General features: G+C 41.3%; 24 protein-coding genes. 6 read left to right on the top strand and 18 right to left on the bottom strand.

The genetic code is table 11. The features are described from left to right. Positions 1–12 precede the first annotated feature (12 nt). The 3 genes from BN6539_RS18540 to BN6539_RS18530 all read left to right on the top strand — a co-directional run bounded on the left by BN6539_RS18540 (position 13) and on the right by BN6539_RS18530 (position 2,692). Positions 13–816, top strand: a complete 804-nt coding sequence (locus tag BN6539_RS18540) for an NAD(+)/NADH kinase (protein WP_067541749.1) — start codon at positions 13–15, stop codon at positions 814–816. A 241-nt stretch (positions 817–1,057) separates the two neighbouring features. Continuing rightward, a complete protein-coding gene (locus tag BN6539_RS18535) occupies positions 1,058–1,960 on the top strand; it encodes an RluA family pseudouridine synthase (protein WP_067541747.1) in 903 nt (300 codons plus the stop codon). A gap of 171 nt (positions 1,961–2,131) precedes the next feature. Beyond that, positions 2,132–2,692 carry a manganese efflux pump MntP gene (locus BN6539_RS18530; protein WP_067541745.1) on the top strand — a complete coding sequence of 187 codons (561 nt, stop codon included), beginning with the start codon at positions 2,132–2,134 and terminating at the stop codon, positions 2,690–2,692. A 10-nt stretch (positions 2,693–2,702) separates the two neighbouring features. Here the strand turns inward: BN6539_RS18530 and BN6539_RS18525 are convergent, their stop codons facing one another. The 8 genes from BN6539_RS18525 to BN6539_RS18490 all read right to left on the bottom strand — a co-directional run bounded on the left by BN6539_RS18525 (position 2,703) and on the right by BN6539_RS18490 (position 12,357). Continuing rightward, on the bottom strand, positions 2,703–3,374 hold the full coding sequence (locus BN6539_RS18525) for a Crp/Fnr family transcriptional regulator (protein WP_067541743.1): 672 nt from the start codon (positions 3,372–3,374) through the stop codon (positions 2,703–2,705). Between the two features lie 112 nt (positions 3,375–3,486). Next, the gene (locus BN6539_RS18520; RefSeq protein ID WP_067541741.1) at positions 3,487–5,295 is read right to left on the bottom strand and encodes an aryl-sulfate sulfotransferase; all 1,809 of its coding nucleotides are present in this window, start codon (positions 5,293–5,295) and stop codon (positions 3,487–3,489) included. 13 nt (positions 5,296–5,308) lie between these two features. Continuing rightward, on the bottom strand, positions 5,309–6,505 hold the full coding sequence (locus BN6539_RS18515; RefSeq protein ID WP_067541739.1) for an NAD(P)/FAD-dependent oxidoreductase: 1,197 nt from the start codon (positions 6,503–6,505) through the stop codon (positions 5,309–5,311). 11 nt (positions 6,506–6,516) lie between these two features. Continuing rightward, positions 6,517–7,938: a hypothetical protein gene (locus tag BN6539_RS18510; protein ID WP_067541737.1), complete on the bottom strand. Its 1,422-nt coding sequence runs from the start codon at positions 7,936–7,938 to the stop codon at positions 6,517–6,519. 216 nt (positions 7,939–8,154) lie between these two features. Then, positions 8,155–8,529 (bottom strand): hypothetical protein, encoded by a 375-nt coding sequence (locus tag BN6539_RS18505; RefSeq protein WP_067541735.1) that lies wholly within the window; start codon positions 8,527–8,529, stop codon positions 8,155–8,157. A 38-nt stretch (positions 8,530–8,567) separates the two neighbouring features. Further along, positions 8,568–10,328 carry a Na/Pi cotransporter family protein gene (locus BN6539_RS18500; protein ID WP_067541734.1) on the bottom strand — a complete coding sequence of 587 codons (1,761 nt, stop codon included), beginning with the start codon at positions 10,326–10,328 and terminating at the stop codon, positions 8,568–8,570. Positions 10,329–10,364: 36 nt separating this feature from the next. Further along, entirely contained in the window at positions 10,365–11,474 is a 1,110-nt protein-coding gene (locus BN6539_RS18495; RefSeq protein WP_082907609.1) for a hypothetical protein, read from the bottom strand. A gap of 115 nt (positions 11,475–11,589) precedes the next feature. Then, entirely contained in the window at positions 11,590–12,357 is a 768-nt protein-coding gene (locus BN6539_RS18490; protein ID WP_067541730.1) for a DUF975 family protein, read from the bottom strand. 81 nt (positions 12,358–12,438) lie between these two features. On the opposite strand from BN6539_RS18490, the gene BN6539_RS18485 reads away from it, so the two are divergent. From BN6539_RS18485 to BN6539_RS18475, 3 genes are read left to right on the top strand one after another with little or no spacing between them, the layout of a single operon-like run. After that, complete coding sequence (locus BN6539_RS18485) at positions 12,439–13,065, top strand: thiamine diphosphokinase (protein WP_067541728.1); 627 nt, start codon at positions 12,439–12,441, stop codon at positions 13,063–13,065. Then, positions 13,052–13,720: an energy-coupled thiamine transporter ThiT gene (thiT, locus tag BN6539_RS18480; protein ID WP_242869435.1), complete on the top strand. Its 669-nt coding sequence runs from the start codon at positions 13,052–13,054 to the stop codon at positions 13,718–13,720. The genes BN6539_RS18485 and thiT overlap by 14 nt, the downstream gene beginning before the upstream one ends. A 54-nt stretch (positions 13,721–13,774) precedes the next feature. Further along, positions 13,775–14,551 (top strand): enoyl-CoA hydratase-related protein, encoded by a 777-nt coding sequence (locus BN6539_RS18475; protein WP_067541724.1) that lies wholly within the window; start codon positions 13,775–13,777, stop codon positions 14,549–14,551. Positions 14,552–14,714: 163 nt separating this feature from the next. On the opposite strand, the gene BN6539_RS18470 is transcribed toward BN6539_RS18475, so the two are convergent. The 10 genes from BN6539_RS18470 to BN6539_RS18425 all read right to left on the bottom strand — a co-directional run bounded on the left by BN6539_RS18470 (position 14,715) and on the right by BN6539_RS18425 (position 25,209). Beyond that, a complete protein-coding gene (locus BN6539_RS18470; RefSeq protein WP_067541722.1) occupies positions 14,715–14,930 on the bottom strand; it encodes a hypothetical protein in 216 nt (71 codons plus the stop codon). After that, positions 14,927–15,241 (bottom strand): DUF6809 family protein, encoded by a 315-nt coding sequence (locus BN6539_RS18465; RefSeq protein ID WP_067541720.1) that lies wholly within the window; start codon positions 15,239–15,241, stop codon positions 14,927–14,929. Before BN6539_RS18465 ends, BN6539_RS18470 begins: the two co-directional genes overlap by 4 nt. A 67-nt stretch (positions 15,242–15,308) precedes the next feature. After that, positions 15,309–16,076: an RloB family protein gene (locus tag BN6539_RS18460; RefSeq protein ID WP_067541718.1), complete on the bottom strand. Its 768-nt coding sequence runs from the start codon at positions 16,074–16,076 to the stop codon at positions 15,309–15,311. Continuing rightward, positions 16,076–17,410 (bottom strand): AAA family ATPase, encoded by a 1,335-nt coding sequence (locus tag BN6539_RS18455; protein ID WP_067541716.1) that lies wholly within the window; start codon positions 17,408–17,410, stop codon positions 16,076–16,078. Before BN6539_RS18455 ends, BN6539_RS18460 begins: the two co-directional genes overlap by 1 nt. Positions 17,411–17,423: 13 nt before the next feature. Further along, positions 17,424–17,981, bottom strand: coding sequence for an ImmA/IrrE family metallo-endopeptidase (locus BN6539_RS18450; protein ID WP_067541714.1), 558 nt, complete (start codon positions 17,979–17,981; stop codon positions 17,424–17,426). Continuing rightward, positions 17,981–19,429 carry a restriction endonuclease subunit S gene (locus BN6539_RS18445; RefSeq protein ID WP_067541712.1) on the bottom strand — a complete coding sequence of 483 codons (1,449 nt, stop codon included), beginning with the start codon at positions 19,427–19,429 and terminating at the stop codon, positions 17,981–17,983. The genes BN6539_RS18450 and BN6539_RS18445 overlap by 1 nt, the downstream gene beginning before the upstream one ends. Further along, the gene (locus tag BN6539_RS18440; RefSeq protein WP_067541710.1) at positions 19,422–20,864 is read right to left on the bottom strand and encodes a class I SAM-dependent DNA methyltransferase; all 1,443 of its coding nucleotides are present in this window, start codon (positions 20,862–20,864) and stop codon (positions 19,422–19,424) included. The genes BN6539_RS18445 and BN6539_RS18440 overlap by 8 nt, the downstream gene beginning before the upstream one ends. 11 nt (positions 20,865–20,875) lie before the next feature. Further along, positions 20,876–23,254 (bottom strand): EcoAI/FtnUII family type I restriction enzme subunit R, encoded by a 2,379-nt coding sequence (gene hsdR, locus BN6539_RS18435; protein ID WP_067541708.1) that lies wholly within the window; start codon positions 23,252–23,254, stop codon positions 20,876–20,878. Continuing rightward, the gene (locus tag BN6539_RS18430) at positions 23,232–23,444 is read right to left on the bottom strand and encodes a DNA-binding protein (protein ID WP_330385106.1); all 213 of its coding nucleotides are present in this window, start codon (positions 23,442–23,444) and stop codon (positions 23,232–23,234) included. Before BN6539_RS18430 ends, hsdR begins: the two co-directional genes overlap by 23 nt. A gap of 208 nt (positions 23,445–23,652) precedes the next feature. Further along, the gene (locus BN6539_RS18425; RefSeq protein WP_067541706.1) at positions 23,653–25,209 is read right to left on the bottom strand and encodes a sensor histidine kinase; all 1,557 of its coding nucleotides are present in this window, start codon (positions 25,207–25,209) and stop codon (positions 23,653–23,655) included. Positions 25,210–25,224: the final 15 nt, after the last annotated feature.

Genomic DNA, 25,224 nt, shown 5'->3' with positions numbered 1-25,224 from the left:
TATGGGATTGTTATGAGTAAAAAAATATTTATTTACGCTAACGATAGCGAAACATCAAAGAGAACAGAAAAGAAGTTAAAACAAAAGCTGGATAATTCCGGCTTTGTTTTACTGTCCTCTTACAGTGATGACGCGGACCTTTTGGTCTGCATCGGCGGCGACGGCACCTTCCTGCATACCATACACGAATTCCATTTTCCTACGATGCCCATCATCGGTATCAACACAGGTCATTTAGGATTCTTTCAGGAAATCATGCCGGCCATGTTAGACGACTTCATTTTTAACTACACCCAGGGTAAATACTCTATTCAGCAGCTCTCTACAGTTAAAATAAAGGTCAACGCCGGAGGAACCATTTATGAGCATGTAGGTCTGAACGAAGTGCTCATCAAAGCAAATTCCACCTACTCTATTCATTTGAATATTTCTATCGGCGGCAGTTTTATCGAACGATTCAGCGGTGACGGACTTTTAATTGCAACACCGGCCGGCAGTACGGCATATAACTATTCACTAGGCGGAAGCATCGTGGATCCGCGGCTAAGTATTCTGCAGGTGACGCCCATTGCTCCGATGAATACTACGGCTTACCGGTCTTTTACTTCCAGCATCATGCTGCCGTCAGATTTGTCTTTAGGAATCGTACCTGATATGGACGACTCAAAGCACAAGATATGTGTCGTCTACGATGGTTTTTCTATAGAATACGAGGACATCAAGGAAATCGAGGTTTCTTTTTCCGATATTCAAGTCAATTTGATGCGTTTTGAGAATTACGATTTCTGGACCAAGGTAAAGAGCAAGTTTTTATAATGGTTCTGGTCCCGATTTCTGTAAGAAATCGATGGACAGACCTTATGCTTTAGCGCCCCACGAAAAGAATGAGTGGTCAGGCGCTAGTCGTATAATGGTTCTGGTCCCGATTTCTGTAAGAAATCGATGGACAGACCTTATGCAATCACTCTTTAAGAGAACGAGTGCAGACGAAGTTCGATTGGCTCAGGGCTGACTGCAAATGGAGCTGCCCCAATTTTTTGAAACTAGAAAGGTAATTATGGCAAAATTTGAATACACAGTGACTAAAGAAGACGAAGGAGTTCCTGTCAAAGGGCTCCTTCGGACAAAATTCAGCTTTTCATCCAGGCTGCTGACAAAATTGAAGTACCAACATCTGGTTTTTTTAAACGGCGAGGAGGTTGCCGGTTGGATTACGCCTCAAATCGGCGACATTCTCTCCATTAAGCTGCCAGAAGAAAAAAGTGATTTCCCTGCGGAAGATATACCTATTTATCCAGTCTTTGAGGACGATGACCTGTTGATCTTAAATAAACAGCCAGGCGTTATCGTCCACCCGACTAAGGGACATCCCCTTCACACCATTGCCAATGGCTTGATGAAATATATGCAAGACACAGGACAGACATTTAAAATTCGCTTTGTCAATCGTCTGGATATGGATACGACTGGTCTTTTGATCGTGGCCAAAAACTCCCATTCTCAAGATGACTTGACAAAACAGATGAAAGCAAACACCATAGAGAAACGTTACATAGCCATAGTAAACGGCATTGTCAAGGAAGACGCATTTACAATCGATCTTCCTATCGGCCGCCCAGATCCGGAGAATGTGGCTCGCGGCGTCATGCTGGAAGGTGGATACCCTTCTGTGACCCACGTCAAAGTGTTGGAGTCTTTTCCAAAGGGCAAGGGTTACACCATGGTGGAGCTGCTGCTGGAAACTGGCAGAACACATCAGATCAGAGTCCATATGTCCCACATCGGTTATCCTCTCGTAGGAGATTATCTTTACGGAGGAGAAGCTCCATGGCTCCTAGACAGACAGGCTCTGCACGCCTACAAACTATCTTTTAACCACCCGGTAACCGGCAAACGTCTGACCGTAGAAGCGCCTCTGCCCCATGACATTCAGGAAGTCATTAAAAAAATAAAATCTTGACAAGCTGGTAGAATTAGGTTATTATAAAAAAACTGTGAGGGAGTAGTTTGCACATCTGTGTGGTACGTCAACATACTGACCGCAAGGTCTGGCTTATCTTAAAAAACGAGACTCATGTATAGGGATCACTCTATACATGAGTCTTTTTTTGAACAATTTTTGGAGGAAACTATGGGAATTATTGAATTACTATTATTAGCAGCAGGATTATCAATGGATGCATTTGCGGTTTCAGTCTGTAAGGGGCTGTCCGTAGAAAAAACTGAAGTCAAGCACATGGCAATTGCAGGTATCTGGTTCGGTGGATTCCAGGCCCTGATGCCAATCATCGGTTACTTCCTCGGCAGCACATTCATGAAGTACATATCTGCCTTTGACCATTGGGTAGCCTTTATCCTTCTATTTTTGATTGGTCTCAACATGATAAAAGAATCCTTTGCGGCAGAGGAAGAGGCCGTAAGCAGTTCTTTTGCCTTTAAGACCATGTTGGTCATGGCAGTAGCAACCAGTATCGACGCTCTTGCAGTTGGAATTACCTTCGCCTTTTTGAAGGTGAATATTTTCTTGTCTGCTGCCCTCATCGGCATCACGACCTTTGCCTTTTCCGCTGCCGGCATCAAAATCGGCGGCATCTTCGGCTGTAAGTTTAAATCAAAGGCAGAATTAGCCGGCGGCATCATCCTCATACTCCTCGGAACTAAGATCTTGTTAGAGCATACAGTTTTTGCATAGAACCTCGTCCTCAGAGCAGCTCACTGAGACGATTGATATCAAGGTCATGAATTTCCCTTTCAGTTATGGTAAAAAAAGCGTCTCGTTCCATCAGCTTCAGTTCTTTATTCAGAGAAGAACGGCTGACATGAAGCATGTTGGCCAAAATGGACTGAGAGGACGGTAAGGTAATGGTCTCACCTATGGTGATGTTGTGCATCCCTGTGATCCAAAAAGCGATTCGTTCCCTGATGGTATGGTAATTGAGACAGTTGAGAAACAGTTGATTTTTCAAACCTCGATGGGATATGTATAAAATCAGCGAATACATTAACTGCGGATCAGCGGCTAGCATCTCTTCCATCACATTGACAGGCACCCATACGACTTCTGACTTTTTTACCGCATAGAGGTCATAAGTATAATGCTGTCTGCCCGAAAAGTAAAGAAATTCAGGAAAAATGTCTTTTACCTGAAAATAAGTATGGCAAAGTTCCATACCGTTCACTGTATCATTGACGGCTTTCAAAATACCTTTCGTTACAATTCCAAAATGTTCGATGGGTGTCCCCTGCTGTTGAATACATGCAGCCGACTGATACGTTTTGTGAATAAAGTACGACCGATAAGCCTTATTGTCCAGGCAGCGGTCTGCAAAAGGTACATGATACTCATTACCTCTGATAGAAAAATAATCTCCCATAAAAACCTCCCTCAGTGGTGTTCGTCACAGTTTCTGATCTTGCTTTAGATACTGCAAAGAGGGCTGATTTTCACAGCCCTTTTTTGCATCACTTTCAACTTTGATATCTTTATTAAGCAAACGGTTTATCCAGGATATCGCACAGATCGTCGTAATCCTTTTCTCCGTTAAATCTCAATAGTTCTTTCCCATCCTTAAATACAGTGACAACCGGGATACCGCCTATATGATAGGTATCTACCAGATCTGCATTTTGATCTACGTCCACGTAACGCACTTCGTATTGTTCTGCAAATTCTTCCCGCAGGGCTTCTTCCAGAACTGGATGCAGCGCCTTGCAATGGGTGCAGCGTTCCGCTCCAAACAATACGAGGACAGGCTGTTCCTTGACCTTCAGCACATCTTCGTTCCAATTTGACATGGTTACTGGCTTAAAGAAGGAAGTGTCTACAGAGAACACTTTTTCTCGTTTTGTCACATCTTCTTCATCGTCCGTCGCGACGCAAAGTGCCACATCTTCATAATACGGCAAAGTGCCTTCCACATCAATCACTTTTTTCGCACCAAAAGCTCCAGCCCCTGGAACACGGTAAGTGATATTATCAATCGGTTTGATTTCAACTTCTACCGGCTTCGGTTCCTGCGGCACATAGCTGTAAGGGTAGCGATAAGCACGATAGATCATGTTGTTCTTCGGACCCTTCTCGTTGTGGGTGTAGTACGGCGAAATCCACTCCCAGACGATTTCGTGGTCCGGCGTCACCTCAATCAGACGGCCATCGGAACCTTCGTCGATCAAAGTATTTCCGTTCGGCAGGCGCTGGGCGCTGCTGACATAAGGACTGTAGAATTTACTTGCATCTGTAGGAATCGCATGCCCCAGTTCTTTCGGAGTCAATTTCCACACGATCTCCAGAGTGACAGGATTGAACTCCAATACCCTGCTGTAATCTCGCAGTGCATTCTTGCTGCCGATGGCTGATGATGGATTTGGAACACCATAACCGCCCCAGCCGCCGTTGTCGAATACCAATAGATTCCCTTCTCCCGGCAGTCCTTTCGGAATCATATGGAAATGGTGCTGACCGATGATCCAGCCCAGCTTTTTCAGCTCTGGTGACGCGTTGAAATCAGGTCCGATGCGCCAGACGATGGCGCCGCTTTCCTTATCGATGATGGCCAGGATATTGGCTTCACGACAGTCAAAGATGATATTCTCCGGTTTAAAGCGCTGATCGCCCTGGTCATACCATTTGTTCGGTCCCAAGTAGCTCATGCAGTTGATGTGCAGGTAATCCCCTACTCCGCCGTCGGAGGAGCGCATGTTGGGATCACGGAAGAGCACGTTCTTCGCCGCTTCGTCGAAGCCCATCTCGTCAAAGTGATCGCTGGCAGACCACCTCCAGAGGATATTGCCATCCCAGTCCACTTCGATCATAACGTCATCCAGCAGCTTCTTATCAGAAATCTTCGGATTATGTATGGTCTGGTGACAGAGAATCAAGGTGTTCCCTGACAGTGGCTCGGCATCCATTTCCGGTACATAATACCCGACTGGGTTGCCCTCTCTCTGATAGTCGTGATGCTGACGAGCCATAAACCGGTGGTCGCGTCCAGGGTCGTCGATTTCTTCCAGGTGATCGAATTCCCATACGATATTGCCATCGTAATCGATTTCAATCAGATTGACACCGTCCTGCATACCGTAATCTGGATGACGGTAGCCGGAAAGCCCCATGACATATCCGCCTGGAAGCAGTTTTGGCGGCATTGCATGCATGTTCCAGCGGCGGATTTCATTGCCGTTCATGTCGAACAAAAGCACCCCGTCGTTGATGAGCGGAACGATCGTATAGCCGTTCCAGCATTTTTCTGGGTTATACACGGTTACTCCGTGTGGAAAGATAAGTGGCTGTCCCATAGTATTCTCCTCCTTAACATGATATCATAGACAAACAATCGTCTGCAGGCTTTACCTCGATCAATTTTCCATCTCTGTAAAAGGCTGCCGACACTGTCTGTTCTACACCTAAATTTTGATACAGCAGGCTTTGGCGCGTGATATCCTGACGATATACCTTCCATTGTCCACTAAGCTGCTGCTCCAGTTCTCCCGCTTTCTCAATCTCCTCATTACGATAAGGATTATAAAAGAGAAAGACGATATTGCCTGAATCCTCGCTGAGGATCCCCTGTATCTGATTCAATTCCTTCACATAACGCTCAGAGGCAACTGCTGCCACAGCGCCATTTGCTGCAGAAGTAACTACCTGCCTCAAGAAAGTCTGCGTACAATCACCTACAGCATATAGACCGGGCAGACTGGTTTCCATCTTTTCATTGACCTGTATATAACCGCTGTGATCGCAGGTCACCAGATCACGAACCAGATCCGTCTGAGGAACCATGCCGACAAACAGGAACAGCCCTTCACTAGGAACCTCTCTCTCTTCGCCAGTATCCACTCGCTTTAACACAAGGGATTCTACATGATCATTCCCTTTAATTGCCGCTACTGTCGTATTCCAGATAAATCCAATCTTCGGATTCTTATATGCATGTTCTGCCGCTACTTCGTTGCAGTCCAGATGTCCTTCCTCATGGAGCACGATGATGGAAACCTTGGAGGCAAAGCCAGTCAGATAATCTGCCTCTTCCACCGCCTGGTCGCCTGATCCCAGCACATAGATTTCCTTTCCCTTGAAAAACTCTGCGTCACAGGTTGCGCAGTAAGCGACGCCGTGGCCGGTGAATTCCTTTTCGCCCTCAATTCCCAGCTCTCTCGGCTTGGTCCCTAAGTCCAAAACGACGCTGCGGGCTAGAAAGTCACCTCTCCGCTTGGTGCTGACGGTAAACAGATCCTCTTCTTTTTTTATGCCAGTCACTGTGGTTCGTTTTAACTCTACTGTCGGATGGCTCAAGGCATGTTCGTGAAATCTTTCCATCAGATGCTGTCCGCTGTCTACCACTGTCCCGGGATAGTTGCGAACCTCATAGGTATCATTGATTCTGCCGCCGTAACTCCCCTTCTCCAGAAGTAAAGTCTGGCGTTCTGATCTTCCGGCATAAATTGCAGCGGATAAACCAGCCGGACCGCCTCCGACAATAATCAGATCGTAAATTTTCTCCATACTCTCATCTCCTAAATCCTTTTATTTATTTTTCTATCCCCTGCCAGCACCCAGAATATACAAACTCCGGTTAGAATCAGGCAGTAAAACGCTGTGCTGAAAACTTGAAAAGGTGTAACATGGGGTAAAAAGCTGTTATTTTGTACTATTTCATTGATAATGGTTACGCTTCCCATGACAAAAGCGCTGTTAATGGGAATGATTGAACTGACGTTGGTGGCACCTGCCATCAGGAGGATGCTTCGCCGCTCCGGCGTAATATTGCTGGCCTGGCCGATGCGGTCTGCTGCATCACCGAACATGAGTATCGACGGTAATACGCAGCCTGCCAGCAGAACATTGATGATCATCGTGCAGGCCATCAGTACCGATTCCGCGCCTCTCTTTGTTTTGGTGAAGTCTCGTGACAAAATGAAATCGCAGCACTTCTCCAGCATGCCGCCGTCTACTGCAACCGCAATCAGACCATAAAGCAAGATCGTGGATACTGTTACATCCAACATGCCGTAGATGCCTTCAAAGATCACGCCAGTTAACGATCCCGTTTCATAATCTATATCGACGATATCAGAAAAGCTGAACAGCCCACTGACGAGCCCAATCAAAAGCCCTGTCACAATGCCAAAGGATAATCCCATAAACAGATTTCTTGTTTTGAAGCAGATCGTCAAAAGAACTACAATCGGGATCAGCATCAAAAGCCCTGCGGCTTGAGAATAATTTCCAATCTCATTGATATCGCCAGGGTTCCCGTTAGAAGCGCCAAAGAAATAGTAAATCAATATGGAAACCGCGCCAGCCGCCAGAATATACGGCGTTCTCTTTTTCATGGTATTTAGGAGATCTGCCGGTCTGCCAGTAGCTTTGTCGTGCTGAATCATGATGGTGGTATTGATGACCTGCGAGCTGGGCGAAAGTGCATCTCCGAAGAAAATGCCGCTGATCAAGGCGCCTGTCAGCATAGCCGGACCTGCTCCCAGCAAAATTCCAGGCGGATAAAAAATCGGAATGACCGCAAACAGCGCTGCAATGGGCGCGCCTGCCCCCATGGATATGATTGCAGATGCGAGAAAGCTGAAGACGACGAAACCGCTGCCTTCGATTCCCAGACGCAGACTGAGCCAGACAAATCCTCCGCCGATGTTTCCCGTACTCATCACTTTTGAAAAAATACCGATGATCAGGAAAATAAAAATTAAACGCGCATTTGCATATTGAGCAAGACCGTGAATAACGGAATCCCAGTACTTACTTCTGTTCTTGCAGAGGAAAAACCCTGTAATTAGGGAAAGCATTGCGGAGAAAATCAATCCCTTCATCGAATAGTAGTGAAAACCAATGGAAAAGACGCCGCCAAGGAAAATATAAAGACAGAAGGGCAGCATTGCAAAGACTTGACTTTTCCAGAAAATCAATTTCGGCTTTTCATTCATGATGACCACCTCCAGGCAAAAGGCCTTGTTTAGTTAAAATTATAACAGGGATATTGTTTTATACCTGTCAGCGTGCCGACACTTTTATTATTTTGTTTAAAAAATAACAGAGACCCTCTAAACTATGTCAGCACTGAGAGGGAGATGTCTGTGTATAGGCAACAAAAAGAGCAAGCTTTCAACAAAGAAAAGCTTGCTCTTTAAAGTTCCGTATTTTTATTCTTCTAGCCTTGCTCCGCATCCGCCGCAAAAAAGTGTCCCCGGCGGATTGCTCTGCCCGCAATGGCAGCAAAAAATCGGCCGCTCTTCTGGGCAGCACTCCTGACAGGGCGGCTCACACTGTTCTGACTGCAGCCTCTCTATCTCCCGTCTGGCAGCCAGTATGCAGTGATACAGTTCACTGAGTTCGGGATCCGGCTTCATGCCGTTATCCAGTCTGTTCACTATCACTTCACCAATTTGGCAGGTAAAGTCCTGTATTTTCTTTTCTTCACGGTTCACACTGATTGCGGTCTTCCCACTTTCAATCGCACTGCAGGCTTTCTCTGTCGCAGTATTTGCAAGGTCGTTCAGCTTGTCGAAAAATGCCATATCCATTTACCTCCTAATCCTTAAACATGCGATGAATTTTACTTTACTGGGTCCAGATACTGTTTTTCGTAATAAACCTTCATCGCTTTGTATTCATCAGCTTCTCGGTCAAAGACTTCGCTCTTATGAGTGTCCAGACTCTCTCTGATAATCCTCTGATGGAGATGCATGGAAATATTGATACAGTGATCTGAGATTCTTTCCATATTTGTCAGAACTTCTATGTATGAGATGCCGCCTTCCGTCGTACAAGCTCCAGTCTGCAGCCTGATAATTCGTTTTGACTTCAGCGTATCCACCATATCGTCAACTACATCTTCCAGAGGACCTATTTTGTGACATACACTTTCTTTTTCCTGCTGATAAGCAGTAACTGTGGTGTCAAGCGCTTCACCTACAGCCCTTGACAAGAAATTCAGCTCAAAGAGAGCGTCTTTTGAAAATCCAATCTCCTGTTCCATATTATATTCCGAGACTTCAAGAAGGTTCATACAATGATCCCCGATTCGCTCAAAATCACCTACCGTATGCATAAATTCCGTAGCCAGTCGGTTGTCCTCTCCGACCAAATGCTGCTCCGTAATCTTAACAAGATATTCCCCTAAGACGCTTTCCGTCTTGTCCAGAAAGCTTTCGTTCTCTCTGATTTTTTCGGCACTGAGCGGATCGTGCTGGTACAAGCAGGCTGTACAAAGCTTATAGTTTTCCATCACTGCATCTGTCATGGATACCATAACTTTTTTGCATTGCTCCAGCGCCACAGATGGATTCTGTATAAAGATGGGGTCCAGCAACGCCAATTCTTCGTCTATCTTTGATACGTTTTTGTCTTTGACTACTTTCTTAGCAAAGGTAATCAGTATATTAATACAAGGCAGCATGACGATACAAGTCACCAAGTTAAAAAGCGTGTGGAAGTCAGCAATTCGCCCTCTGTTTACGGGCTCGTCCCAAAAACTGAAGCCGATTATCCCTTGATAAAGATAGATTGCAGTTAAAAAGAGGATGGCTCCCGCAATAGACATGGTGATGTCAATGCAGACGGCTCTTCTCGAATTCTTGTTGGTTCCAATGCTGGCGAGCAGAACAGTCACACATTTGCCGATATTCTGTCCGATGACGATAGGCGCCGCCATGGAAAAAGTAATCGCACCTGTTGCCGACATAGCCTGCAGCACGCCGACAGAAGCAGAAGAGCTCTGCAGCAGAACAGTCACGCACATACCGGCAAGTACGCCGAGCACCGGGTTAGTCAGCACTAAGAACAATTCCATGAATTCCGGAGAGCTTGCCAGCGGTTTGAAACTGGACTCCATCATGCTCATTCCGATAAATAAGATTCCCAGCCCTACTGCAATGCCGGCCTTATCCTTGGTCTTGTTCTTTTTAGAAATAAGCATTACAAATGCGCCTATGACAACGCAGATAGGCGCAAATGAAGCTGGTTTCAGCATTTGAAGTATGAGATTATCATTGTTGATATCACCCAGTCTCAAGATCTGGGCGGTAATCGTCGTACCGATGTTGGCACCCATGATGATTGGTACAGCTTGCATCAGTTTGAGAATTCCCGCATTGAGAAAGCCGATGACCATGATGATGGTGGCCGATGAACTCTGAATGACGGCCGTTACGCCTGCCCCCAACAGAACCCCCTTCCCCCGGTTGCTAGTCAATTTCTCTAAGGTCTTTTCCATCTTGGCTCCGGCAAATCTTTCCAAAGACTGCCCCATCAATTTCATTCCGTAAAGGAATAAACCAACGCCTCCAAGCATCGTAAGTAGTGATTGTAAATCCAATGTTTTTCTCCATACGTAATTTTGTCGTTAGGACAATTATACTATATTATCCACTGTCTTTTCAACTAAAGTGTCAATTTTTTCAAAATTCATGTTTCTAACGTACATTTTTTCTACCAGATCGTGATTTTCTTTTGCTCTTGACAGAGCGGAAATACTTTCATTCAGCATCATACTGTAGAGTTTTGATAGCTTCTCAAGGATGCCGGCATTCTTTTCTGCATAATAAGCGCTGAGATAATCGTTGATATCGATCATGGTGATTTCACGACGATCCTCTTCTCCAGTGTAGATTTCCCACGGCTCCAGATCATGCCATTTGTTGGTAGTCGTGAAGGCCACGCCGATTTCCGGAATCAGCAAGTGCTCGATTTTTCTCTTTGGATCCATCGGGCAGTAATAGGCTTCTACATCAAAACCTCTGTAGACTGCGCCATCCAGCAGAATATTCATAAAGCTGGTATTGCTGTATCCTTCTGGCACATTGATTAAGTAAATTTTCTTCATCGTCTGCAGCAGGGACTTCACATAAGAAACGGTACCGTTTGGTGTGATGCCCGTAGCAAAGAATCGTTTGATGTTTCCAGCTTTAATGGAAATATCGTATTTCTTATACTCCCTTGCGATAATATCTGCAGCCAACTTGTAAATCTCTGATATTTCGATTCCTTCATCGGTGATATTTGAAAGATTGTCATAAATACACTTTGCCGACGCCATGTAGTTATAAGCGATCTTATACCATCTGGAACACTCTTCATTGTAACTGATGATATCTTCTTTTTGATCTGCGATTTTCTTGTCATTCCAGAAATCACCGAAATTAATGATGGAATCAACCGCTCCTGGTGTAATCGGATCGATGATATGCGGGCTGGTTCCGTCAATAAATGCAATTTTTTTATCTGTAACAACAATCCCATCAAGGGAATTTTCATCGGCAGAACAATGTAAAAAATCGACGTTTTCTCCAGCTTCTGCAAGGCGTTCTCCTACCTTCGTTAAAAAAGTAGATTTGCCCGTACCAGGGCCGCCTTTAATGCAGATTATTTTTTCAGCTTCTCTTTGACCGAGAATATATCCATAGTAAGAAAAAAATCCCTCAGGTGTGTTATTTCCAGGGAAATAGTGACGTTCAATAGACAAATTCATTCCTCCATTCCTTTTTCTCTATTTATAATATGTGCGCTTGCTTGTCAGTTGTTACAGCAAAGAAAAAAACGCTCTGCGAATCTCTCACAGAGCGTTTTCAAAATGCTAGTTAAAAGTTGTAGTTATCTTCTGAGAACTGTGGTTTTGCTACCAAATTGCCGGTGACCAGATCGTAAAATGCGGTTCTAGCCGTATATAGGTAGGCCATGACGAACATATTTGGAATGTCAAAAATCACAGTTAAAATGATACCCATTATACCGCTGTTAAAAAATGTGTAAGGTATAAAGGTTCCAGGAATGGCGGCGAGAATCAGCCAGCCGATAAAGGACAGGCACAGGCAGAAAAACTTGCTCTTATTTCCATTCATCAGATATTTCGTCTCATTCATGCATTCCATAATTCCCTTTTCAGGATGGTCTGCCAGGACGTAAAATGCCTGGCTGTAACGAACAGCTGCAATGATGCCAGGTACGAGGAACAACAGCGACCATAGGAATGTAAAAAAACCGACCACAATCATCAGACCAAAAGCCTTGATGAAGTATTCAAATCCGTTAAAAATATATCCCGGATTGATGTCCTTCTTTCTGAAAAAAGCAAGCATAAAGCTGCACAATCCCAGGGTAAAGGCACCGATCAAAATAGTCGTATATAGGTTCGCTACATAAGAAAGGGCGATGTTTTGTTCCAAAATTTCGTTATAGTAGTACATTGACGCACTGGGCAACAGCATTGCCAATAGCGCTGGAATGGTTGACGTCATCACATAATACACAAAATATCCCACAACCACCATCGGCCAGCTTCCCCTCAAAGCATTTCTAGCGATTGCTCTGATCTCCGAAGATGTTTCTCTTACTATAATATTATTCATCTCTAAACTCCTTATTTTAATACTAACAAAAATATTATATAATAATTACGGAACAAATACAAATGAAATCGGAGAATTCACATGTTAAAAACCTTAATCATCACCTCCCATGTAGAAAAGCTGGAGCAAATCGACATAGATTTTACGACTTTTGATACCATCATCTGCGCCGATGGCGGATATTTGATTGCCAAGAAGTTAGGCCTTGCACCCAACATTTTAATTGGAGATTACGACTCTATGGACCAGCCTGATGACCTCAATGTCATCAAGCTGCCTATGGAAAAGGATATGACCGACAGTGAGGCCGCCATAGACCTGGCCGTATCTGAAGGAGCAGGACACATTACCGTATTGGGCGGCCTCGGCGGACGTTTTGATCACACTATGGGAAATATGGGGATGTTGGCGAAATACTGCGGCAAACTGGATCACATGGCCTTTGTGGACGGTCAGAACTATGTCTTTATGACAGAACCAGGTACAATCAAAATACCAAGAAACCGATATCCTTTTTTAGGTCTCATCAGTTACGGTGACAATGCCGCTGGTGTCACTCTGCGAGGTGTAAAATACCCTCTGACGGATTACCACCTTACGAATACTACTACTTTAGGGGTAAGCAATGAAATCATCGCGAAAATCGCTTCTATTACCTTTACCAGTGGAAAACTTCTGATCGTCCTGTCAAAGGATGCTGACCAATAGAAAGGGCTGCTGTATGTTTGAAAATTTACAAGGATTCTTTGCGTCCACGACTGGACAAATGATTACCGTCGGTATGATCGTCGTCTTCTTCGCTTTGATACTGATTCCTGGCAAGGGGCAAAAAAGCAAAAAACCAGACGCTAAGGCTCTGACCGTCTCTGCCTTAATGGTTGCGCTGGCCATGGGACTCAATCAGCTCACCTTGTTCAGGATGCCTCAGGGAGGAAACATCACCCTCTTATCCATGCTGCCCATCGCTATCTGCGCTTACCTGCTGGGAACCAGACGCGGCATCATGGCCGGCATCTGTTTGGGTCTTCTGGATCTCATCTTCCATTCGTATGTAATCCATCCTGTACAGTTTCTCGTGGACTACCCTTTCGCCTTTGGCGCCCTGGGTATCGGCGGTATCTTGCGGGATCATAAAAATGGATTGGTAAAAGGATACCTTCTCGGCTTATTTGGAAGATATCTGTGCGCTGTCTTCTCCGGCACCGTCTTTTTTGGAGCCTATGCGCCAGAGGGATTCAGCCCGTTGACCTGGTCCGTATGGTACAACTTAACCTACTTAGGTATAGAAGGAATCATCACCGTGATAATAATTTCTCTTCCACCAGTAAAGAAAGCGTTAGAAGGGTTGAAAAAACAAATGTAAAATGTTATATTATTAACAATAGAATATTTTTCTAAAAGAAAGGGAGACTTGAAAATGTACGAGAATATCAAATATGAAGTAAGCGAAGGTATCGGATACGTTACTATCAACAGACCAAAAGCTCTAAACGCACTGAACATGGATGTTTTAACAGATCTCTATGCTGCATTTACTGAAATTGAAGCTGACGAGACAGTCAAAGCTGTTATCGTCACAGGAGAAGGAAAAGCTTTTGTCGCCGGTGCTGATATTGCGCAGATGAGTCAGCTCAACGCCCTCGAAGGACGTGAAATGATGATTATGGGCCACAAGGTTATGAATTTGATCGAAGCAGTTGAAAAACCTGTTATCGCTGCCGTTAACGGCTTTGCTTTGGGCGGCGGATGCGAACTGGCTATGGCCTGCGATATCAGAATCGCTTCCGAAAAAGCAAAATTTGCACAGCCAGAAGTAGGTCTCGGCATTATCCCTGGATTTGGCGGAACACAGAGACTGGCCAGACTCGTCGGCAAAGGCATGGCAAAATACATGATCATGACAGCCGAAATGATTTCAGCAGCCGAAGCTTATAGAATCGGCCTGGTTGAAAAAGTGGCCGCTCCAGAAGAGTTAATGGACGAGGCTGTTAAGGTAGCAAAGACGATCGCTTCTAAAGCTCCAATTGCCATCGCAACAGCGAAAAGCGCAATCAACAACGGCTTTGATATGGATATGAAATCGGCAAGTAAATTTGAAATCGAAACCTTCACAGCCGCCTTTGGTTCAGAAGATAAGACAGAAGGAATGGCTGCTTTCTTAGAGAAAAGAGCGCCGGAATTTAAGAACAAATAAATTACATAAAAAGGCTCCGCTGTTAGCCGTAGTCCCATAGGGACATTTTCCTAAACTACGGCTAAGCGGTGCGGTATTGGGCAGACAGTGAATTTTCGCTGTCTGCCCTTTGCTGTTTCTAAGCGACTTCTTGCTGTTCTCTTGTGGCAGGTTGTGTTATTTCCTATGTTAAGGTGCTGATTTCTGCGTTTTTTTGGGCTACAATCGGTTCAGTTACCATCGGTAGGGTATAAGTCCTACCAATCGCCACAACCTCCGACACGGGGGCAGTTTGTGGCGACACCGGCGAAATTGCTGGCTCGGTGCGGTAGGCTATTAGCATGATAGCAGTAATAGCTACTGCTGTGGTTGCTATTGCAATTTTATTTTTATATTTCATCGTCTTTCACCTCCATTTGGCATAAAAGAGTGCCCACAGTTTTGAGAGTCAATCTCAGCACTGTGGGCATCGTAAGTTTGTAATTCAGTTGTCATTTCAAAGCCTAATTTGAAACCTTGGATAAAGCTTGATTTTGTTTGATAGTTGCAAATCATTTCTAAAGCATCAATGATTCTCAGTACAATTTTTCGATCTTTTTTGGATAGATGGTCAATCAGTATTTTATGATTTTCCTCTATGGAAGATTTTAGCTCTGGCAGTTGCAGTGGTGTGAAGAATTCATGGTATAAGTCTTCTAATCTTTTTGGCATGGTCGCACCTCCTTTGTAAGCACAAAGGATACCACAAAAAGATGAGAATAGCTAATATATTTTTTAATTAGATTAACGATGTAATTTTTTCAATAAGAATATAAACGGTTGTTGCTAAATAGTGCGGTTGCAAATCATCTTGTAAAGTATGTAACTGCCTTGCTCGTGTAATGGCGTCAATAATTTTTTCTTTTGTATAATGATCGGAGTTAATGTGCTTTTTATCTTTTAAAGGAAATTCAAGTGTTCGTAACCTATCTCTAAAATGAGATGTGGGTTCGTAGTTGTGTACATCTGTTACTGCATACCTTTTATCCTCATCAGAGCAATCATCATGATGTAATAACAGCCATATTTCAAAAAATGGATTACTTACAGCATAATTATAATTTTTTTCTTCACATAGCGCTATTGCTTCATTCCACTCATCCAATAAAGTTTTGCCCTGATTTATAATTGTATTTGACCAGTTATTGTCTACATCTGTTACAATCCAAAATTCATCTTCAGGATATTTTTCAAATTCATACTTTTCTGCATTTTTCGCTTTGAAGCTTTCGATTCTCTGAACTAATTGTTTTGGACGAGTTTTGCTTAACAACTCGACTTGTTCTTGGGTTCTGCAATTATGTCGAGTATGAACTTCGTCTTCGGCAACAGAAATAAACTTAATTCGACTTCTAATCTCACTAAAAACATCAGTAACAATTTGAAAATATTCTTCTTCTGTAACACTTCCCTCACAAGACAAGAAGATGATCTTTTCTGTAGATGGTCTCTGTGATCTATAAGGATTTTCAGGGGTAAATGGAATTCTACTTGTGATAAGGGGCATTACAAATCCCCCCTTATCACGGGCACTGCACCAAACCTTCCATTCAAATATGCTTTAAGAGTATCTTGACCTTCTTGCACATTAAAATCCGATAATGGTTTAAGTTTAGATTCACCCAATGTATTCTTTTCAACAAACCAAATTTCATCTTTTCTGAAATCATTTAGATTCAACAAACTAACATCGTGTGCAGTGAAAATAATTTGATTCAATGTGTTTTCAGATTTACAAATAAACTCATTCAATAAGTGTTGAGAAAGTTTAGTGTGCAAACTTCTATCTATTTCATCAACTAAATAAATTACAGAACTTTTTTTATCCATAGCGAATAAAATGGGGAGCAAGTCTAATAATCGTTGCGTTCCATCTGACTCTTCATCAATATTAAACTTTATGGTTTCGCCATTCAGCTTATGATCGAATTTTATCTGTACCAAAACAGTTCTCTTTTGTTTGTTTTCAGAAAAAATAAAGTATTTTCCGTTAAGGTTTACGATACCATTTTTTATTTCTTCAACTTTATCAATTATTTCTTGGGGGAGATCAATTTTTTCTGAAAACTCACGAAAGTCAATTTGATCACTAACTACAGAAATATCAAATACACCGGTATCTAATCTGTGTAGGCTATCAGCAATAAACTTCCGGAACTCTGAATCTTCTTGCATACGAATTGGTAGCCCTTGAATTGTCGTTGATGGAAAAATTATTTGCAAGCCTTTAAACCACTCTACGATTGTTTCAGCTTTTTTTATTCCATTGTCATGAAGTTTATATAAAAAAAGCTGGTTTTTTTGATTTTCTTGTATGCTATCCTTTAGCACTTCAGCCAACTTACGTTCCTTAGAATCTTTTCTTGCAAACTTAGACTCGATATCTATTGTTGTTTTACCATTTGTATCGGTAACTCTGGTAAACAATGGTACAAAGTCTTTTTCCGTTAAAATCATTAGCCACTCTTCGTAAATTTGTTTGCGGTCTAAAGTGAATCCATACTCATAAACTTCCTCATTCAAATAGAACATGAACTGAAATGTAGAAATATTTCCAATATCTAAAAATTTTCCCTTAAACTGATTGACCCCAGTGTTTTTTCCGCTTTTTTGTCCCTCTACAATATAATCTCTTGCAAAGTCGATCGATTCAACAAATGTGGATTTTCCTGATGCATTTGGACCAAAAAATCCAGCTCGACGAAGAACTTTCCAATCTCCTGCCTTAGTTTTTATAGTTTTTAAAAAACGTTCTTCAACATCATTTTGCAAAGGCAACATTGAGAACTCAATAGTATGACCTATTGACTTGAAATTGCTTACGTTATATTTTAAGAGCATTATATCCCTCCGTTCATATTATTTTCAACTCTTCCAAGCGTATGCTCATTGATTCTTTAGACACCTTGAAAAAGTCACATAAGTATTTTATTAATTCATCTTTTTTTGCCTGTTTATCTGTGCTGTTAAATAAGTTCATTTGCTGAGAGTAATTCTTTTCAAACTCAGCTTTCTTTTGTTTCATAAGCTTTGGTGGCATTAGGAAGCAGGCGGCAAAATGGTCTGCTTCTTTTTCCGGTTCGGGTTTATTATTGCCAAAAAGCACATCTTTATTGCAAATAATTGCCCCATCATGCAATGAGTGTGCTAAAAAGTGGTGTCCTAACTCATGGGCAATCGTAAAGTTTTTACGTGGTGTGTATAGATTTGAATTTACAAAAATGATTTTCGTATTTTCAAGCACTATATAAACACCGCAAAATTCTTCATCATCTTCATTAAGCTCTTTAAATTTTATGCCACGCTGTTTCATTATATCATCAAACAATTCTACAGGTGGTCGATTTAAGACATTACATTCTAAAATTCCATCGACGAATTTCGCTATTTGATTACGTCTTTTCCAGTCCATCAGCTTTCCTCGCTTGCAAGCTTCATAGCTTCATCTGCAATTCTTTGCCATGTAGCTTCGCTCATTTTACCACGGGCGGCAGCAGCCAGTAGTGGTTTATGGGTATTAGCTTGCTGTGGCTGAGGAGAGAATACAATAACATTATCCTTTGTTTCTGCCTGCTCATTACTAAATGCCTCTTGTAGCACCGCCTCCATAAGCTGGGAGGCATATTTTTTTGCACTGGTTACTTCTTGTTCAAGTTCATCACACAAAGCCATAAGCTTGTCCACCTTTTCTACAATGCGTTGTTGCTCGGCAAGTGGAGGGAGGGGGATGAGTAGGTTTGATACTTCAGACGAGTTAATGTTTTTTACTCCAGTAGTTGTTCTAATTGGTATTTCAATTGATGATCTTAAAAACCTACAGTTTAACACATTGATTAAAAAACGAGCATCAATCACTCTTTCAAATGTCCGGATTCGAATTAAGTACCCCGCATAACATAATTGGTGCTTAATATTATTTACCAGTGCTGCTCTGCCAACCAAAGATGCACTACCGTTAGATCTAATAATCAATATATCGCCATTTTTAAGTTGATATTCTAACACTTCACTTTCCTTTAACTTGCCGTATTTAAGATCGCCGAGATCTAAACTATTACTCGTCGTGTCAATGTTAGGTATGCGTAGTACAGGTGTATTTGTAGAATTGTAGTCACAAGGTGAAGAAGTACCATATTTTAAATCGCTCAATAAGGTTCCCAATTTACACCATTCCCACCCATATGGCAGAACAAAAGGTTTTTCTTCCTCTGTGATTGGTGGTAGTTCTTTTTGCTTTTTAATTTTCTTTTCGGCAATCAACTTTTCTTTTTCTGCATTTATTTTCTCCAAAAGCACACTTGCTGGCTCATCAGTTGGGTCTTGCTCACATAGCTTGCCCTCAACTGCTTGTTGTAAAATTGCTTGACGGAGAGAGGAAACATATTTTTCTTGAACAGCTATCTCTTCAATAATGCTCTTTGACACTTCTTGCATAGCTTCTATTTTTCCGATTAAAGCTATTTGCCTGTCAATATCTATATAGTGAATTTTATGATTTGACAAAATTTTTCTGTTTATAGCAAGTTTTGATGTTCCTGTTGCTGTGGCAGAAACTATTTTCTCTCTAAATGTGTTGAAGTAATAATAATAAAATCTAAGGTTTAATTTGTCTTTATATTTATTTTTAGGTGTTAATATAAAGCATAGGTCACTTGTGACGAATTTTCCGTTAACATAATGTGTTCTTCCAAGAGAGCCTGATGCACTCATTGCAAAAATTAAAGCCTCACATTCATGTGTGTATTCATTATGTGTTTTCCATTTTTCGCTTGCTGTAATAAAATTATATTCACCCTCAACGCACTTCGAGCTTTGAACAGAACCTTTCTCAATGTCAAACAAATCTCCTATTTTAATCATTGTTTAACACCTCATCAATCTTAAGCATAATATTTTTAGCATTGTCAAATGAGATGTTTAATTTGCCAATCACTTCAGAAATATCTAAAATTTCATCCTCATTCTCTTTATTCGGATTTTTGAAATCAAGATTATAATTTCTTGCCTTAATATCTTCAATGCTTACTTTCCATGCACAATCGGTTTCTTCTCTTTTGCTTTTATCCTCGGCACACCACCATGCTTTTTCAGCTCCAAACTCATCTATCTTTATAGGTTTTGTTTTGGTGTAATTTTTATAACCTTGTGGCAGTTGATGCTCATAAAACCAGATATGCTCTGTTTTGCCACGTTCTAAAAACAACAGGTTTGTGTTAATGCCTGTATATGGTGCAAATACGCCGTTTGGAAGCCTTACAATGGTGTGTAGATTAAATTCACTTAAAAGTTTTTCTTTAATGGTCGTTTTAACACCTTCGCCAAATAAAAACCCATCAGGTAAAACAATAGCTGCTCTGCCTGTTTGGTTTAACTTATACATCAGCAGAACAAGAAATAAGTCTGCTGTTTCCTTGGTTTTATAATTAGTGGGGAAGTTGTCCTGTACACCATCTTCTTCAATCCCACCAAAAGGAGGGTTAGTTAAGATAATGTCCACTTTATCTTTTGCTTTAATGTCTTTTACTGGGTAGCTTAGAGAGTTGTCATGCTTTATTTGCGGGTTGTCTATGTTGTGCAAAATCATATTAGTGGTGCAAAGCATATGGGGTAAAGGCTTTTTCTCTACACCTAATATTGCATTTTGTAGCTTTGCTTCATCATCAATATTCTTTACCTGCTTACGTAAGTGTTCCAAGGCACACACAAGAAACCCACCAGTTCCACAAGCAAAGTCAAGCACTTGTTCTCCAAGCTGTGGGTTTACCATATCCACCATAAATTGAGTAACTGCTCTTGGGGTATAGTATTCTCCCGAGTTACCTGCGCTTTGCAAATCCTTTAGGATATTTTCGTAAATATCATTAAATAAATGGCGATCAGATGCTTTGTCAAAATCAATCTCATTTAGTTTGTTGATGACGCTCCGCATGAGTGTGCCAGATTTCATATAGTTGTAGCTATCTTCAAACAAGGATTTTACAAGCTGGGTTTTAGGGTCACTTTTTTCTGTAAGCTGTAAATCTTTAAATGTTTTAAAAAGATTGTTGTTCACAAAATCTAAAAGCTCGTCCCCTGTAATACCCTCATCGTTTTCAGCCCAATCAGACCACCGCAGACCATCGGGAATAATATATGTGTAGTTGTCGGAAATGGCATCCCACTCTTTTTCTTTAGAGTCGAACACTTTTAAAAACAACATCCATACAAGTTGTGATATTCTTTGTGCATCGCCGTCTACTCCGGCATCTTGACGCATAATGTCCTGCACTGATTTGATTGTAGCTGATATACTCATTTTCTATTCTCCTACGCTACATACAGTTCATTTTCCAGTTCTGCAATAGCTTCCATAAATTTTTTCTTATCTCCAAAGTGCTTTAAAATCTCAACCGGTGTACCGAATTTTGCAACATCTGGCACTTTTAAGACTTCTAAACTTTCTAAATTTGCTAAACCCTCGTCAGCATATTTTTCAAGCAATGTTTCTAACACTTGTCTTGCTGTTTCGCTATACTTGCCAAAGTAACCACGCTTTTTCACGTTGTTTGCTCGTTCTCTGCGAGTCAACGGTGGCATATCAAAGACAACATGACAAATAAGGTCGAATGGGTCTAAATCTTTCGAAACCTCCTCTTTGAGTTCATCAAAGAAAATGCCCTTTTGTTCTAATTCCTCAATAATTGCAGTTTTCTTTTCAGCATTGTTCCAGCACTGCAAAAACTCGTTAAGGCTTGCGTATTCGCTACGAATATTTTTCTTTGTATAGTCCACAAGACTTTCTGTGATTAGCTTTCCGCTTGCATCTAAATACTGCACACGCTCATTGATAACCGACACGGGTACATCGTTCACATAGTATTTCACTCGTTTACTTTCACCATCATCGGTGTCAAAAGTTACGTCCGGCGGAATTTCTTGTTCATCTTCAGGAGGGAAATCTTGTCCATCCTCGGTAACAGGGTCTTCGGTGTCTTCTGTTGGAATATCTCCCTCGGTTTCCTTTACCTTTACAGGTTCACCATCAAAATCTTTATCTGCAAAGAGCTTTGTAACATTCCTAAAATCAATGATTGTGAAATACAGCTTGTCGTGTTCTTCGTTGATGCGAGTTCCTCTACCAATGATTTGTTTAAACTCTGTCATGCTGTTAATGTTGCTATCTAACACAATGAATTTAACAGTATCGGCATCAACACCGGTTGTTAATAGCTTGCTGGTTGTTACAAGAACAGGGTATGGTTCATCTGCTGTCATAAAGTTTTCCAATTCAGCAACACCCTCACTGCCGCTTGTCATTTGAACAACATATTTAGAGTTTTGTAATACTAAATCCTTGTTTTCGTTTCTAAGAGCTTGTGCCATTCTGCCTGCGTGGTCAATATCGACACAAAAAAAAATGGTTTTTGCAAATCGAGAATTGTTCTTCTTTAAAAAGTCTGATACACGTTTTGCTACAAGCTCAGTTCGTTTTTCAAGCACTAAGTTTTTATCATAGTCTTTGATGTTATATTCTCTATCCTCAATTTCGTTGCCATATTTATCTTTTTTACCCTTGGTGGGGCGATAGCCTTCAAGGTCTTTATCTATACCCACACGCACAACTTTATAAGGGGCAAGGAAGCCGTCTTCTATACCTTGTTTTAATGAGTATGTAAAGATAGGCTCACCAAAATACTCAATATTTGAAGTTTGTTTGGTTTCTTTTGGTGTTGCTGTCATACCAATTTGAGTAGCGTTTTTGAAATATTCAAGGATTTTACGCCATGCAGAATCATCTTTTGCACTACCTCTATGACACTCATCCACTATGATTAAATCAAAAAAGTCGGGTGAAAATTCCATATAAGTATCTGCAAAACCCTCTTGACCTGTTACACCTTGATAGATGGCAAAATAAACTTCGTAGGCTTTATCTACTGTTTTGCTTTTGATTTTAATCATTTTGCGGTTGTTACTGTCAGCATTAAAGAATTTAAAATCTTTACGCATTGGGTCATCAACAAGCACATTCCTATCTGCCAAAAACAGTATTCTTTTCTTTGTTCTTGATTTCCATAAACGATATATTATTTGAAAAGCTGTATATGTTTTGCCTGTACCAGTTGCCATGGTTAGAAGAATTCTATTTTGTCCATTTGCAATAGATTCTATAGCACGATTTATTGCATTACATTGGTAATAACGAGGCTTTCTATCATCATTTGGATTAAAATAATAATCCTGTTCTACTATCTTTTCAGATGTTTCTGTTATGCCTTTATACTGCTTATATTTATTCCAAAGTGTATCCGGTGAAGGAAACTGTTCTAAAGTAAGCTCAGCTTGGATATTTGTATCTTTAAATGTCTTATCATAAAAACAGAAACCATCTCCGTTTGAAGTAAATACAAATGGTATGTCCAAAATTTCTGCATAGTTTAAAGCTTGCTCCATACCATCAGCAATATTATGATTATTGTCCTTAGCTTCAACAATAGCAAGAGGTATATTGGGTTTATAGTAAAGGATATAGTCAGCTCTCTTTTGTTCTCCACGCTTAACGGTTTTCCTGCGAACTGTTATTTTACCCTTAGTAAATGACACTTCTTCACGTAGTTGCAAATCCCTATCCCAGCCAGCAGCAAGAATAGCCGGAGTAATATATTTTGTTCGTATGTCTTGCTCAGACATCATTTTTTTGTTCATTATTACTCCTCGCTTTCTTCGCCTTTATGGTTCTCCCATCAAGTGGTTTTTCTGCATTTATTGGGACTAACCAAAGGTTTCCTTTTTTAATTGCACCGTCAATTTTTCCATTATTACAGTAAATAGTGACCATTCTGCCGGAAACATTCCAACGCTCACCAGCTTCTTTTACAGTTAAATATTCAATCAAACGATGCACCTCCAATTTATAGATATTCTATTATATTTCAAAATATAGAAAAATACAAGATGTTTATTTGATAAATTGCGATAAATAAAAAATGAGCAACTGCATATTTAGCAATCGCTCATTTTACCATATTCAATTTGCGTTTCTTATTTTGTCCCTATGGGACTGTGCCTTTACGCGAGAGCCTTTTTTATTGTATAGGACGTTTTTATATCGTATTTAATTGAACGACAAATTCTGTACCCTGTCCCTGTTTCGGCAGTTTTGACAATTCTATCGAACCGTTATGCGCCTCAACGATTTTCTTTGCTAGTGGCAGTCCCAATCCCGATCCATTTTGATTTCTGGCCTTTTCCCCTACTACAAAAGGTTCAAACACGGAATCTTTGATCGCCAAAGGAATCCCGTTGCCGTTGTCGGCTAAAATGATTCTTGCCTGATGATCTTGACTGATTATAGAGCAAAAGAAGGTGGCGCCAGGAGGACTGTATTTGAAGAAATTGCCAGTGATGTTATCATAAACGCGTTTAAACTTCTTCTGATCCAGGTTTACCATAATTTTTTTCTCTGGAATCTCAATTTCCAGCGCATATCCGCCGAGGTCAAACTCATTGTATTTTTCCGCAAAGTATTCTCTCGTAAACTCGCACAAATCCACTTGTTCAAAATGAAAGGTGTTATCCGGATGATCAATCTTTGCATACTCGTGGAATTCATTAATCAGTTCCGTCAGTTCTTCTGATCTCAGATAGATCGTTTCTAAATATTTTTTCTGCTCTTCCGGCGTCGTAACACCGTCACAGATTGCGCCGGCATACCCTTTGATTACGGTAATCGGCGTCTTCAAATCGTGAGAAATGTCTGCAATCATCTTCTGCTTTTCTTCCTGCAGCCTCAGATTTTCATGCTCTGCCAAGTCGAGGGCTTTTGACATCTCGTTAAAGTTATCGCAGATTTCCACAAATTCTTTCGGGCCCTTATATTCAAGTATCGTTCCTTTGTTTCCCGAGGAAATATCCTGCATGGCTTGATTGAGCAGTCTGAGCGGTTTTTTTACTCTGACACTGACCCACAGGGAGAATAGCAGCAGCAATAAAATATATACTGCAAAGAATTCAATAATCAGAGCCAGGAAAGCTTGTCTCATCCGCTTTAGATCGTTGCCGATGGTTTTGGGGCTGAAAGCCAGCAGGGTTCGCTTATTTCCTTCGTCATCTTTAAAATTGCATTTTGACAGCACATATTTCGAGGTAGCGTTTCTCGTCAGCAAGTCATATTCACGGCGCGTCAGTTTCTTCTTGTCCTGATGCTCCGTGGAATAGAGAATGTTGAGTCCCTCGTCAACGACGTACATGACGTTTTTAACCTCCTTTCCAGTAGCGGTATAAATCACACTGGAAACGACCCGATCCGTAGTTCCATCATCGTTTTTGTACTTTTCAATCGTGACCATGGCAAAGTTGTTGTACTCTGATACGTAACTCAATTCGTAATCGGTGTATTTTTCTTTCGCATGCTTTTTGCTGTTAGAATAGATGACGTGATGTTTGTCATCGAGAATTTGTACATATCCCTTGTCGCCTAACAGCTTTTCCACATCAATCTGATTGTATTCTTCTACCTTTGTCTCACTGAACTTTTTTGACAGTTCTTTGATATGAGGAACATTTTGATACTTCCCTGCATTCCAGATTGCTGCGAAAAGCAGCACAAACAAAAGAATGACAAGTACGATAGAAAAAAACACGTACTTGCCCAATATCATAGTTACAAATCTTCC

The sequence above is a fragment of the Emergencia timonensis genome (genome assembly GCF_900086585.1).
GTDB lineage: Bacteria > Bacillota > Clostridia > Peptostreptococcales > Anaerovoracaceae > Senimuribacter > Senimuribacter timonensis.
This window is presented reverse-complemented; position numbering and strand designations above follow the sequence as displayed.